Annotated in this window: 8 protein-coding genes; 4 read left to right on the top strand and 4 right to left on the bottom strand. The window is 69.7% G+C overall.

All coding sequences use genetic code 11. The annotated features are described in order from the left end of the window. Window positions 1–61: 61 nt before the first annotated feature. Together M3Q35_RS03955 and M3Q35_RS03950 are read left to right on the top strand one after the other, a co-directional pair. On the top strand, window positions 62–640 hold the full coding sequence (locus M3Q35_RS03955) for a TetR/AcrR family transcriptional regulator (protein WP_273940224.1): 579 nt from the start codon (window positions 62–64) through the stop codon (window positions 638–640). A gap of 64 nt (window positions 641–704) precedes the next feature. Continuing rightward, window positions 705–2,678: a HelD family protein gene (locus M3Q35_RS03950; protein WP_273940223.1), complete on the top strand. Its 1,974-nt coding sequence runs from the start codon at window positions 705–707 to the stop codon at window positions 2,676–2,678. On the opposite strand, the gene M3Q35_RS03945 is transcribed toward M3Q35_RS03950, so the two are convergent. Then, window positions 2,657–4,414, bottom strand: a complete 1,758-nt coding sequence (locus M3Q35_RS03945; RefSeq protein ID WP_273940222.1) for an RCC1-like domain-containing protein — start codon at window positions 4,412–4,414, stop codon at window positions 2,657–2,659. The two genes, M3Q35_RS03950 and M3Q35_RS03945, sit on opposite strands and share 22 nt — an antisense overlap. 32 nt (window positions 4,415–4,446) lie before the next feature. Continuing rightward, window positions 4,447–4,761 (bottom strand): hypothetical protein, encoded by a 315-nt coding sequence (locus M3Q35_RS03940; protein WP_273940221.1) that lies wholly within the window; start codon window positions 4,759–4,761, stop codon window positions 4,447–4,449. A gap of 234 nt (window positions 4,762–4,995) precedes the next feature. Between M3Q35_RS03940 and M3Q35_RS03935 the strand changes: the two genes are divergently transcribed. Then, window positions 4,996–6,126, top strand: a complete 1,131-nt coding sequence (locus M3Q35_RS03935) for a type I restriction endonuclease (RefSeq protein WP_273940220.1) — start codon at window positions 4,996–4,998, stop codon at window positions 6,124–6,126. 182 nt (window positions 6,127–6,308) lie between these two features. Here M3Q35_RS03935 and M3Q35_RS03930 read toward each other — a convergent pair whose 3' ends face one another. After that, window positions 6,309–6,947 carry a LuxR C-terminal-related transcriptional regulator gene (locus tag M3Q35_RS03930; RefSeq protein WP_273940218.1) on the bottom strand — a complete coding sequence of 213 codons (639 nt, stop codon included), beginning with the start codon at window positions 6,945–6,947 and terminating at the stop codon, window positions 6,309–6,311. Window positions 6,948–7,022: 75 nt separating this feature from the next. On the opposite strand from M3Q35_RS03930, the gene M3Q35_RS03925 reads away from it, so the two are divergent. Further along, complete coding sequence (locus tag M3Q35_RS03925) at window positions 7,023–10,160, top strand: tetratricopeptide repeat protein (protein WP_273940217.1); 3,138 nt, start codon at window positions 7,023–7,025, stop codon at window positions 10,158–10,160. Here the strand turns inward: M3Q35_RS03925 and M3Q35_RS03920 are convergent. Further along, a complete protein-coding gene (locus M3Q35_RS03920) occupies window positions 10,046–13,453 on the bottom strand; it encodes a glycoside hydrolase family 3 C-terminal domain-containing protein (RefSeq protein WP_273940216.1) in 3,408 nt (1,135 codons plus the stop codon). The genes M3Q35_RS03925 and M3Q35_RS03920 overlap by 115 nt on opposite strands. Between the last annotated feature and the right edge of the window lie 147 nt (window positions 13,454–13,600).

Genomic DNA, 13,600 nt, shown 5'->3' with positions numbered 1-13,600 from the left:
GCGGCCATTGTCACCCGAGCCCGGATTGACAGCGGGTAAGACGACTAGTCATATTGGAGTCATGCCTCGTCACAGCGTCCGGGACGTGATCGTCGAGACCGCGCTCGGCGAGTTCCACCGCACCGGCTTCGCCGCCTGCTCGGTGGACACCATCACGCGGGCCGCGGGCGTGCCCAAGGGCTCGTTCTACAACCATTTCAAGAGCAAGGAAGACCTGGCCGTCGAGGTGGTGGCCAAGTACACCGCCGAGGCCGAGTGGAACGACGTCACCGATCCGACGTTGACGCCGCTGGAGAGGCTGCGGGCCCAGTTCCGGGTGATGGGCGACGTGCTCGTGGGCAACGGCTACACCCGCGGCTGCATGATCGGCAACATGGGCGAGGAGCTGGCCGACCACAGCGAGCCGATGCGAGAGCAGGTGCGAGCAAGCCTCGGCGGCTGGGCCGCGGGCATCGCCGACACGCTGCGCGCCGCGCGCGCGGACGGCGAGATCAGCACCGACGCCGATCCGGACCTGCTCGGCCGGTTCATTCTCGACGCCTGGGAAGGCGCGCTGCTGCGGTCCAAAGTGGTCAAGAACGACCAGCCGGTCGACGACTTCTTCGCGATGGTGTTCGGGCAACTTCTGCGCCGAGGGTAATTCGGTTTACCGTCGCGACTTTCCCGACTATTCTCGCCCGCCGCATTCGGACGAGGGGGAAGCCGTGAGCGCCGAACAGGAACTACTGTCCGAACGAGAGTATCTGGACCACGCGCACGTCTGTCTGCGGCAGAGCCGCCGGCAGCTGCGTGAGCTGGCCGAACGGGCGCGCAAGCGTCCCGGCGACGAGCTGATGGTGGAGTGGCTGGAATGGCGGGCCGACCAGCTGCGTGACGCCAACGAGTCGCCGCTGTTCTTCGGCCGTATCGACGGGCCGGAGCCGAAGCCGTGCTACATCGGCCGGCGCTACGTCAGCGACGAGCGCGACGAGCCGGTGGTGATCGACTGGCGTACCGGCATGGCCGCCCGGTTCTACCGGGCCAGCGCGGCCGACCGGATGGAGGTGACGCGCCGGCGCCGGTTCGGCTTCGACGGCGTCACCCTGACCAGCTTCGACGACGAGCCGCTGACCGAGGACACCGGCCTGAGCCGGCTGGTCATCGCCGAGATCGAACGCACCCACTACGGCCCGATGCGTGACATCGTGGCCACCATCCAGCCCGACCAGGACGAGATCGTCCGCACCGAGCTGGCCAGCACGCTGATCGTGCAGGGCGGGCCGGGCACCGGCAAGACGGCCGTCGGCCTGCACCGGGCGGCGTATCTGCTGTACGAGCACAGCCGGCTGCGCCGCGAGGGCGTGCTGGTGGTCGGCCCGAACGACACCTTCGTCCGCTACATCTCCCGCGTGCTGCCGACCCTGGGCGAGAGCCAGGTGGTGCACAGCTCGGTCGACGGTCTGGTGGCCGACCGCAGGAAAACCGTCGCCGAGGAGCCGGAACTTGCCGTGCTGAAAGGCGATGCGCGGATGGCGGAGGTGCTGCGCCGGGCGGTCTGGTCGGGGTTGCGGCTGCCGGACGAGGACGTCGTGGTCCGCGAGACCAGCCCGTACGTACGGATCCCACCCTACGCCGTAACCGAGCTGTGCTCGGATCTGGTCGACCGTCAGGTGCCGTTGGCCCGAGCCCGCGAGCACCTGCTGGAACGGGCGGTCAGCTACGTCCGCCGCAACCTCGAAGAACGCGGCCATGCCCTGACCGACAGCGAGGCGCGCCGGCTGCTGCGGGCGAAGTCGTTGCGGGACTTGGTCAACGGCGTGTGGCCGAACGTCACGGCGACCCAGATGCTGTTCACGCTGCTGACCGACGCCGACGCCCTGCACCGGGCGGCCGACGGCGTGCTGACCGATGAGGAGCAGGAATCCCTGCTGTGGCCGGCAGAACCGGTGTCGGTGGGCCGGGCGAAGTGGTCACCGGCCGACCGGTTCCTGATCGACGAGATCGCCGGTCTGATGAACCCGCCGGACCGCTACGGCCATGTGGTGATCGACGAGGCCCAGGACCTGTCGCCGATCCAGCTGCGCGCGATCATGCGGCGCTGCGCCGGCTCCGCGACCCTGTTGGGCGACATGGCCCAACGGACGACGCCGTGGGCCGCCGGCAGCTGGGAGACGGTGGCCGGGCACCTGGGCGTGCCGACCGATCTGGTCCGGCTGACCACCAGTTTCCGGGTGCCGCGGGAGATCATCGAGGTGGCCAACGCCCTGCTGCCGGTGATCGCCGACGACCTGCCGCCGACCGTCTCCGGCCGGCACGTGCCTGGCGCGTTGGCCACCGTGGCCTGCGATGACGTGCTCATCGAACTGGTGGACGTGCTGCGCGCCGCCGAGCACCATCCCGACAGCGTCGGGGTCGTGCTCGACGACGCGCGTTTCACGAGCGTGGCCAAGCAGCTGGCCAAGGCCGGCATCGAAGCCGGGCTGCCGCACGAGGACGGGGCCGATCACAAGCTGTCCCTGGTGCCGGTCGGGCTGGCCAAGGGCCTAGAGTTCGACCACGTCGTCGTGCTGGAGCCGGCGGAGATCGCCGCGGCCGGCGCGACCGGCCTGCGACTGCTCTACATCGCGCTGACGCGGGCGATCTCCCGGCTCACCGTGCTGCACGCGCAGCCGCTACCTCACCCGTTGGCCACGATGTAGCCCTGGTAGCCGCCGGCGGCGATGCTCGCGACGTGCAACCCGTCCAGGCCCGGCACCTTGGTCGGCGTCTCCTCGGGCCGCATGTCCGGCGTCTTGAGGGCCTCGGCCGACACCAGCGAGCCCCACGCCCACACGGTGCCGTCGGCGGTCAGGGCCAGCGCGTAGTAGTAGCCCGCCACCACATCGGTCACGTGCGACAGCGACGGCACCTGCCGCGGCGACGAGTAGCGGTACGGGCCGTTCGACGGGGTTACCTGCCCGGACAGCCAGGAGCTGCCCCACGCCCACACGGTACCGTCCGCCTTGATCGCGTACGTCGCCTGCGCGCGGGCCGCGACCACCTTGGTCACCCCGGTGAGCCCGACCACCTGGGTCGGCTGGTCGACGTACGTGGCGTCGGTGCCGATGCCCAGCTCGCCCGAGTAGTTCGAGCCCCAGGACCACACCGTGCCGTCGTCGCGGACGACGAACCTGGTCAGGCCGCTGGACGCGACCGAGGTGATCCGGCCCGGCATCGTGAGCTGGCTCGGGGCGTAGTCGCCGAACCACCACCACACGGTGCCGTCGCGCCGGAGCGCGAGGTTCGAGCCGGCGGAGACCTGGGTGACGTCCGACAGGCCGGCGACCTGGGTCGCGATCAGCGAGTCGCCCCAGTGCCACACCGTGCCGTCCGCCTTGACCGCCAGGCCTTCGCCGTTGCCGGCGTCGACCGAGACGACGTCGCTCAGGCCACGGATCGGCACGGGCTGCGTGCTGTAGCCGTTGGTCTTGCCGGTGTGGCCGATCGCCCACACGGTGCCGTCCTCGCGAAGCACGTAGCCGGCTTCGTAGTCGCCGGTGATCTGCTTGACCGCCGTCAGGCCGGCGACCTGGCCGACGCCCCGCGTCCGGTAGGTGGTGGCGGTCCCGTCGCCGAGCTGGCCGAAGTCGTTGCGCCCGAACGCGTACAGGCACTGCCCGGCGCAGGGCGAGGCCGCTGTGCCGAAGTAGCCGGCGATGTCCGTGGCCACGTCGGCGCGGCCGTCGGTGTGCAGCGCCAACTTCAGGTCACTGAGCGGCGTGACGGTCTGATTGGCGGCGGTCTTTCCGGCCGCCAGGCTCACGTTGGCCGCCGTCGGCAGCGCGCCGCCGGCCGCGTAGGCGGTGATCGCCGTGGCGTCCGTGCTGGTCGCGGTCACGTTGTGCACCACGGCTTTCGCCGTCGTCGGCAGCCATGGCGACAGGTCGACCGTGCTGTCATTGGCCACCGTCGTGCTGTTGACCCGCAGCGGCGACAGCGTGAAGTACGCGTCGCCGCGATCGGTCGCGTAGTAGCCCTCGACGTCGACCGCCAGGTCCACGTTGGCCGCGGTGTTCAGGTCCACCACGCGATCCGCGCCGACGGCCACCGTGACCAGGTTGGCCCTGGTCTCGCCCGGCAGCAGGCTCAGGTTCGCCCCTTGCGGCTGCGGCGTGCCGTGCGGCCAGGCCGTGACCGCCGTCGCCGCCGTCGGATTGGCGCCGGTCAGGTTGAACGTGACCGCCTTGGCCGTGCTCGGCAGGACGTTCGACAGGTCGACCGAAGTCGTGCCGGAAACCGCTTTCTGCACGCGCTGCGGGCTGATCGCCGTGTACCGCGACCCGCTGTTGTCGTCCACGTAGTAGCCCGCGAGGTCGGCCGTCAGATCCACCGAGCCGGCGTGGTTGGTCAGGTACACCTCGCCCTGGAACTGCGACCGTCCCAGTGCGATCGTCACCAGGTTCGTGCGCGTCTCACCGGGCCCCAGGTTCAGGTTCGACGCCCCTCCCCGTTGCCGATCGGCGTCGGCGTCGCCCGCACCGTCGTGTCGGCCGTCGCGTTCGTGGCCGTCACGTCCAGCACCACCGCCGTCGCGTTGGCCGGCACCACCTTGTTCAGGTCGATCCAGAGGTACTTCTCCGCCCCCACGGTCTTCGGGTCGAGCACCCGCTTCGCCGCCACCGGCACGAAAGTCGCCCCCGCCGACGCCGCCTGCGGCCCCTTGGCCGCCGCCACGCCGGGCAGCACCGCCATGGCCAGCGCGGCGACCACGCCCGCGACCGTGAGCGTGCGAAATACAGTCAACGTTCCCCCCTTGGAACATGCAGTTGTCGAAACGCCCAAACCGTACCTCACGGACATCGACCGATCGGCCGCATGTGGCCCGAGTAACGCTCAGCCCCGCGACCGGCCCCATGTCAGCGCGGCTACGGCGCGGCAGATCGACTCCGATTCCCGGGCGTACGTAACACAGCACCAACAGTCGTCGATGTGAGAGCGCACACATGAAAAGGCCAGAAAACCCGGAAGGGCTTCGTCATGGAGATCGCGGAGAGAGCACAGGCGCTCGCGCTGAAAATCCGCAAGCACAAGGCCGACATCGCGACGGAAGAGGCGACGAAGAACGCCTTCGTCATGCCGTTCATCAGCACCGTGCTCGGCTACGACGTCTTCAACCCCTCCGAGGTCATTCCGGAGTTCACCGCGGATGTGGGCACGAAAAAGGGCGAGAAGATCGACTACGCGATCGCCCACGGCGGCCAGGTGCAGGTGCTGATCGAGGTCAAGAAGATCAGCGACCCGTTGCGCATCGAGCACGCCTCCCAGCTCTTCCGGTACTTCGCGGTGACCAACGCGCGGATCGCGATCCTGACCAACGGCGAGACGTACGAGTTCTATACCGACCTCGACGCGCCGAACCGGATGGATGCCAAGCCGTTCCTGGTGCTGGACCTCGCCGATATCGACGAGACACTGCTGCCGGAGCTGGCCAAGCTCACCAAGGAGTCATTCGACCTTGACTCGGTGATCAGCGCGGCCGGCGAGCTCAAGTACATCGGTCAGCTCAAACGGATCCTGGCCGCGCAGTTCAAGCAGCCCGAGGACGAGTGGGTGCGATTCCTGACCACCCGCGTCTACGAGGGTTCCTTCACCCAACGCGTCCGGGACCAGTTCGTACCGCTGGTCAGCAAGGCCGCGCGGCAGTTCCTCAACGAACAGGTCAACGACCGACTGAAGAACGCGCTCGGCGGGCCGGACGCGTATGTGAGCGTTTCCACCGAAATGCCGGTCGAACCGGAGCCGGAGAGCAGGCCGGTCGACGTCGATGATGTCGTGACGACCGAGGAGGAACTGGAGGGATACCGGATCGTCCGGGCCATCGTGTGCAGCGAGGTCGCCGCGGCCCGGATCGTCGCCAGGGACACCAAGACCTATTTCGGGGTTCTCCTCGACGACAACAACCGCAAACCGATCGCACGGCTGTGGTTCAACCGCTCGAGGAAGTATCTCGGTGTCTTCGACGAGAACAAGGTCGAGACCAGGATGCCGATCACCGACACCGAGGATATCTACCGCCACGCGGACCAGCTGCGCAAGACGGTCGCACGCTACCTGGCGAAGGCCATGGATCTCGGTCCGGTCCCACCGGTGGAGGACGTCCCCGTCTGAGCGGATCCCCTTGGGTCACGGAATTCCCGTGTGGTCGGGACGGGCGACCCATGACGCCCGGGGAGGCCTGGGCGGAGGATGTACGGGTCACCATCCCGATCACAGGAGCGATCGAACATGGACAACCGCGAGATGTTCACGAGGTCGCGACAGGCCCACATCGTGATCAGCTGAGCGGGTGATCAGCTGATGGCGGGCTCCGTGCGCACAGCGGGGCGGTGCGCACGGAGCTTTTCCCGGGCCAGCCAAGCGGCTTCGGTCCGGGTCCGCGCCGGCAGCTTGACCAGGATGTTGGAGACGTGGTTCTGCACGGTCTTCACGGTGATGCCGAGGTGCCGCGCGATGGCGGTGGTGCCGGCGTCACGCACCAGCAGTTCCAGCACGTCTTGTTCACGTGGCGTCAACTGCGGGAAGAACGAGTCCACCCGACCGGCCCCGAGCCGGTTGCGCACCAGCGGCGCCATGTCGGCGGTGACGAACAGCCCGCCCCGCGCCACGACCCGGATGGCGGTGAGGATGTCGTCGGGAACTGCTTGCCGCGTCACGTATCCGGCGGCGCCGGCGAACATCGCGGCGGTGACGTCCTCCTCCCGCGTCGACGAGCTCACGACCAGCACGGCCGCGTTCTCCGCGGCCCCTTCGACGAGGTCGAGGCCGATGCCGAGCACCACGACGTCCGCGGCCGCGGTTGGCAGCAGCTCGACGAGCTCGGCGTGGGTGCCGGCGACGCCGACGACGTCGAGGTCGGCGGTGCGGGTCACGTGCGTGCACAGCCCGTCGACGAACACCGGCTGGCTGTCGGCGAGCAGGATTCTTGTCATACCTGGATGGCGTGACACGGCATGTGCCATCCCGTGTCACGTATCCCGACGAACCGGGCGCGCTCATCTGTATGCGTGGACCGATTCGTCGGCAGGGCAGCGGAACTACGCCGCTTGGAGTACGCCTGGCGCGACACCGCACGGGGGCGTCTGGTGGCGGTGACGGGACCGGCCGGTGTGGGCAAGACCCGGCTGTGCGAGGAGGCGTCGGACCGCGCCCGGGCGGCCGGACTCCGTGTGGTGTGGGGTCGTTGCTGGTCGGACGGCGCGCCGGCGCTGTGGCCGTGGCAGCCGCTGCTGGCCGAGCTCTGCGGGGCGCCGACCGCCGGTCTGCTCAGCTCCGAGCCAAAAGTAGTTGACCTGCACAGTGTTGACCCGGAACGGTTTTCCCGGTTCCAGGCGGTGACCGACCAGCTGGCCCGCGTGGTGACGCAGCGGCCGACGATGGTGGTGATCGACGACCTGCACGCGGCCGACCCGGCGGCCCAGCTGCTGACCCGGTTCGTGGCCAAGGCCCGGCTGCCGTTGACGATGGTCGTCACGCATCGGCATTCCCTCGATCTCAGTGCCGAGGCGCTGCCGATCATGCTGCGGCCGTTCGACGCCGCCGAGACGCGGGACTACCTTGTCACGCACGGAGTCGAACGGCTCGAAGCGCCGCTGACCGACACCATCCACCGGCTGACCGACGGCAGCCCGCTGTTCCTGAGACGGCTCATCGCGCTCGGCGCGGCCGATTTCGCCGGCGGGCTCAGGGAAGCGATCGACCAGTCGTTTGCCCAGCTCACGCCGGACACCGCGCAGTTGTTGGCCACCAGCGCGATCCTCGGCGACTCGGTGTCCTCGGCCGAGGCGGCGGCGCTGCTGGGCGTGCGGGCGGCGCAGGTCATCGACACCGCGGAAAACGCCGTGCAGGCCGGGCTGGTGACCACTGGCGGCCCGGATTCGTTCGAGTACAGCCATGATCTCGTGCGCCGGGCGGCGTTGTCGCGGCTCACGGCGGCGCAACTGCTCGATGCCCACGCCCGCGCGGTGGACATCGTCAGCCACAGCGCCCGCAAGGCCCATCACGCGATCAACGCCGCGCCGCGCTCGCCGGAGGATGCCCGGCGGGCCGTCGTGGTGTGCCGCTCAGCTGCGGCAACGATGGTGCGCCGGTTCTCGTACGAGCAGGCGGCCGCACTGTTGGCCCAGGCGGCCAATTTCGGCGAACCCTCGGCCGAACTGCTGCTGGAGTGGGCCGAAGCGGTGCTGGCCTCCGGCCGTCTGGCCGAGGCGCGCGTCCTGTACGACCGGGCGGCCGACGCGGCACAGGACGAGCGGGATCCCGTGCTGTACGCGCGAACGGCGCTGGGGTTGGGCGGCATCTGGCTCAACGAACGGCGTGATCAGATCGAACGACATCGAATGCTCGGTGCGCAAAGGAAAGCGCTGGCCGAGTTGCCGGCGCACGAGGTCGTCCTGCGCTGCCGGCTGGAGCTGCGGCTGGCCGCGGAGCTGGTGTACAGCGGCGGCCCGGTGGCCGAGGTGCTCAAGGCCGTGGACGAGATCCGTGAGCTGAAGGACGATCGCGCGCTGGCCGAGGCGTTGTCCCTGTGCCACCACGCCCTGCTGACGCCCGAGCACGTGCACGAGCGGCTGGGCATCGCGCAGGAGCTGATGGCGGTCGCCGCCGCCGCGGGGATCGACATCCTTGCGTTGCAAGGGTTGTGCTGGCAGACGGTCGATCTGTACCACCTGGGCGATCCACGGGCCGAGCGGTCGCTGGCCGAGCTCAAGACCCGGGTCGACCTGCTGGACGTGCACAGCGTGCGGTTCATCGTCGCCGCGCTGGACGTGATGCGCCTGTTCCGCGAGGGGCGGCTGGCCGAGGCCGAGGAGGCGGCCGGCCGTTGCCTGGCGCTGGGCAACGAGGTCGGCGACGCCGATGCCGTGGCCTACTACGGGGCGCACCTGCTGGCCATCCGCTGGTTGCAGGGCCGGGCCGGCGAACTGCTGGACGTGGCCGAGCAGATGGCCGACTCCCCCACGCTGATCGAGGCCGAGTTCACGTTCCGGGCCACGGTCGCGCATCTGGCCGCCGACACCGGCCGGCACGACCGGGCCCGGTCCACGCTGTCCCGGCTGACCGCCCCGGGACTGGACGTGTTGCCGCAGTCCAGCACGTGGCTGTCCGGCATGCTGGCCATCGTCGAGGCCGCGTCCTCGCTCGGCGATGCCGATATCGCCCGGCAGGCCTACGATCTGCTGCTGCCGTTCGCCGAGCTGCCGACGATGCCGTCCATGGCTGTGGTCTGTTTCGGCTCCACGGAACGGACTCTGGGCATCGCCGCGGCCACGTTCGGCGACGTCGACCTGGCCGAGGGGCATCTGCGGCGGGCGGTGGCGGCGAACCTGCGGCTCGGCAACCGGCCGATGACCGCGATGAGCCAGGCCGACCTGGCGACCGTGCTGCGACGGCGCGGCGAGCACCGGGCGGCCGAGGAGCTGCTGGACAGCGCCGCGCGCGAGGCGACCGCGATGGGCATGGGGCAGCGGGCCGCGGCCTGGGCGGCCGGCCGGGCCGCGCGGCACGTGGCCATGCGGCGGCGCGAGAACCGTTGGCTCATCGGCTTTCCCGGTCGGGAGGTGCTGGTCGACGACCTGATCGGGATGCGGCACCTGGCCCGGCTGCTGGCCCATCCGGACGTGTCGATCTCGGCGGTCGAGCTGGCCCATGGGGGCGCCGAGGCGTCGTCGGAACAGTCCATTCTGGACGATCAGGCCCGGGCCGCGTACGCCGCACGGGCGCAGGAGATCGCCGAGGAGATTCCCCGCGCCGAGCCGGCACGGGCCGAACAGCTGCGGCGGGAGCTGGACGCCCTCGCCGCCGAACTGGACGTCACCACCGGGCTCGGCGGCCGCGGCCGCACGTTCACCGGGCCGGCCGAGCGTGCCCGAACCTCGGTGCGCAAGGCGATCAAACGCGCGGTGGACGTGATCCGCGCCGCCGATCCGGCGGTGGCAGCCGTGTTGGACAGCACGATCTCCACCGGCTACCAGTGTGTACACGCCGGACCGCTGACCCTTTGGGGGTGGCCAGCGGTCCGGCGCACCGATCAGCCGACGTTCGTCGCGAAGATGTGCAGCCTGGCGTTGCTGGGCAGGCTGATCGAGGCGATCTGCTTGCCCGCGGTCAGCGGGATCGCGCTGGCGTACAGGCTGACCTGGTGATCGGCCGGCAATGTGCTGCCGGCCGGGCGGTTCCAGTGCGGCGAGGTCACCACGAGTGTGCAGCCGGCGACGGCGGCGTTGCTGTACCAGTCGGCGAAGGTGATGGCGCCGCTGGATGTCGTGCCGTCCGTATAGGTGACTGTCACCGATCCGGACTGTACACCGTTCGTACCAGTGCCGAGGAACGACAGCGTGCTGCCGGTCCCGTTGAGCTGCACCAACTGTCCAGCCGTCGTGACGGTGTTCGGTTGACCCGCGGGGATATTCGGCCACGTGAAGCCGCCGACGGCCGACCCGGGTGTGACACCGACAGCGGCAAGCGCTTGCGCCGAATAGCTGTACCCCGCGCCGTCCAGGTTGCCCGCGGTCGGGTTGGCGTCGTCGCTCACGCCGACATCTGTGAAGGCAGCGGCCAGATTCTGGTACGCCACCTGCACAGTCGCGGTGCCGTCACCGGGCGACGTGCGCCCGGAGCCCTGGTATCGCGTGCCGCCCTTGAGCGTCGCCGCGCCGGGCGTGGCCCCGGTCGGCACGGTCACGGACCACGTCGTCGATACCGACTGTCCGGTCCGAACAGTCCGGAAGTGGTTGGGCGACTTGGCAGTTGCCTTCCAGCCGGCCGGCACGGTCAGCGAGCTGACGGCGTCCCGGACGTCCTCGGTGGCCCCGTTGGTGAAGGTCGTGGTCACCGACAACGTGCCGCCGCCCAAGGCCGAAGCCGGCGCGGCGACCTTGGTGTAGCGCGGGCCGGAGGTCCGGTCGACCCGGAAACCGCCGGACAGCGGCAGGTTCCGTGACGAGTCTCCGATGTGGACGGTGTACTGGCCGACGCCGAGCGTCCAGGCCTGGGCGTCGGAATTCCAGTACGAGGCGTCCTGGGCGCTGAGCTCGAAGCTCACCCGCCTGGTCTGCCGCGGGGCCAGCTCCACCTTCTGGAAACCCTTGAGCTGGTTGGCCGGCTCGCCGACCGAGGCCGGCGCCGACAGGTACAGCTGCGCCACCTCGGCCCCGGCGCGCCGGCCGGTGTTGGTGACGTCGGCGCTGACTCGGATCTTTCCGTTCTCCCGCAGGGTGTTGCCGTCCACGTGCAGGTGCGAGAAGGCGAAGCTGGTGTACGACAGCCCGTAGCCGAACGGGTAGGCCGGCGTCAGGTTCTTCGTGTCGTACCAGCGATAGCCGACGTTCAGGCCCTCGGAGTACCGCACCTGGCCGCCGACGCCGGGCCACTGCGCGGCGGTCGCCGCCGGCACCTGGTCCATGGACGTCGGGAAGGTCACCGGCAGCTTGCCGGACGGGTTGACGTCGCCGTAGAGCAGCCGGGCGATGGCGTTGCCCGACTCCTGACCCGGGTACCACGCCTCGAAGACACCCTTCACCTTGTCCAGCCACGGCATCGTGACCGCGGAGCCGGTGTTGAGCACGACGACGGTGTTCGGGTTGACCGCCGCGACGGCCGAGATCAGCGAGTTCTGCGTGCCCGGCAGCTCGATGTTCGCCAGGTCGCTGCCCTCGGACTCGAAGTCGTTGGCGTACACGATCGCGACATCGGACTTGGCCGCCAGCGCGACCGCCTGCCCCTGGAGATCCTGGTTCGGGCGGGACCAGCCGAGGTTCACGGTCGCGTCGCCGCCGGACTGGTAGTAGTCGACCTCGATCTGGGCCGGGGTGCCGGCGGTCAGGTCGACCGTGGCGGTCTCGGTGTGGCTGGCCTGGTCCCGCCAGTTGTCGATGACCTGCTTGCCGTTGACGAACAGCCGGCTGCCGTCGTCGCTGGACAGGCCGAAGGTGTAGGTGCCGGTCTCCGGCGGGTTGAGCGTACCGGTCCACTTCACGGAGTAGTTCGTGGTGGACAGGCCGGCGATGGGCGACTTCCCGGTCCAGTCGAAGGACACCGTGGGGTCGGTCCTGGTGGCGACCGGCGTGCCGTCGAGGGTCTTGTTGTTGAAGTACTGGCCCGACAGGCCGTTGCCGGTGAAGTACGTGCTGTCGATCGCCGGCAGCTGGCCGTTCGAGCTCAGATTGCCTTGCGCGTACTGGACGTCCACGCCAGCCCCGGCGCGGGCCTTGATGCCGTCGAACGGTGTGACGGTGCCCGTGCCCGCGACGACCGCACTGCCGCCGCCGGCGGTCATGGCGTCCTTGCCGGCCCCGTCGCCGATCACGGCGATCGAGTGCACCTTCTTGGCGTTCAACGGAAGCACGTTGTCCTGGTTCTTCAGCAGCACCGCGCCGTCCTCGGCGACCTTGCGCGCGGTGGCCACGTTGGCCGGCGTGGACGCGACGGCGGTCGGGGTGTCCGGCGACGGGTGGTCGAACAGCCCGAACCGGAACTCCTCGCGCATGATGCGCGTGACCATGTCGTCGACCCGGCTCTGCGCCACCTTGCCGCTCTGCACGGCGGCCTTGAGGGCGTCGCCGAAGAAGTCGCCGCCGGGCATCTCCATGTCCATGCCGGCGGTGGCCGAGGCGACGGTGCTGTGGGTGCCGCCCCAGTCGGAGGTGATGAAGCCGTCGAAGCCGAACTGGTTCTTCAGGATGTTGTTCAGATACGCGTTCTCACAGGCGAAAACGCCGTTGACGGCCGAGTACGAGCACATCGCCGAGGACGGCTTGGCCTGGTCGACGATCGCGCCGAAGGCGGCGGTGTAGATCTCGTGCACGGTCCGGTCGTCGACCACCGCGTTGTCGGCGACGGTGTTGCGGTTGGTCTCCTGGTTGTACACGGCGAAGTGCTTGACCTGCGCCATCACGCCCTGGGACTGGATGCCCTCGATGTCGGCGGCGCCGATCTGCCCGGTCAGGAACGGGTCCTCGCTGTAGCTCTCGAAGGCCCGGCCCCAGCGCGGATCGCGCACGATGTTGATCGTCGGCCCGAGGTCCACGTCGACACCCTTGGCCTTGTCCTCGGCCCCGATCACCTTGCCGTAGCTGTGGGCCAGGGCCGGGTCGAAGCTCGCGGCGAGATCGGCCGCGGCCGGCAGCTGGGTGGTGTCGGTCATCCGGACGCCGACCGGCCCGTCCTGCATCTTCAGCGCCGGGACACAGAGCCTGGTGTTGCCGGGGACGATGCCGGTGTAGGCCGAGCTCGCGGCCCCGTGCACCATGGTGATCTTCTCGTCGAGGGTCATCCGGCCGAGCACCCGCGACACCTTGACGTCGGTCGGCGCGTGCGAGCCGACCCAGGGACAGGCCGGGTTCGGCCCGCTGTCCGGCGCGGCGGCCGCCACGACGGGGGTTGCCGCGCCCAAGACCAGCGCGACGCCGATGGCTAACGCTCTTCGCAGTTTCCGCATGAGGCCCCCTTGCCTGCCGCGACCACGTCCGCTGAATCGTTCTTACGACGTGGCCCACCGGCAGACAAGCCGCCACGACCGACTTGTCCGGAACCGGTCACGGAACCGGTCCCGAACCTACCCGGTTGTCACCGGCGGGACAGGCGT

The organism is Kutzneria chonburiensis, assembly GCF_028622115.1.
In the GTDB taxonomy this organism is placed as follows: Bacteria; Actinomycetota; Actinomycetes; order Mycobacteriales; family Pseudonocardiaceae; genus Kutzneria; species Kutzneria chonburiensis.
Note: the sequence above shows the minus strand (reverse complement) of the source record. Positions and strands in the feature narration are given on the sequence as shown.

Excerpts from the sequence above, each read along its gene's own strand:
- M3Q35_RS03955 (WP_273940224.1), top strand. The coding sequence starts at position 62 with ATGCCTCGTCACAGCGTCCGGGACGTGATCGTCGAGACCGCGCTCGGC.
- M3Q35_RS03935 (WP_273940220.1), top strand. The coding sequence starts at position 4,996 with ATGGAGATCGCGGAGAGAGCACAGGCGCTCGCGCTGAAAATCCGCAAG.
- M3Q35_RS03930 (WP_273940218.1), bottom strand. The coding sequence starts at position 6,947 with ATGACAAGAATCCTGCTCGCCGACAGCCAGCCGGTGTTCGTCGACGGG.
- M3Q35_RS03920 (WP_273940216.1), bottom strand. The coding sequence starts at position 13,453 with ATGCGGAAACTGCGAAGAGCGTTAGCCATCGGCGTCGCGCTGGTCTTG.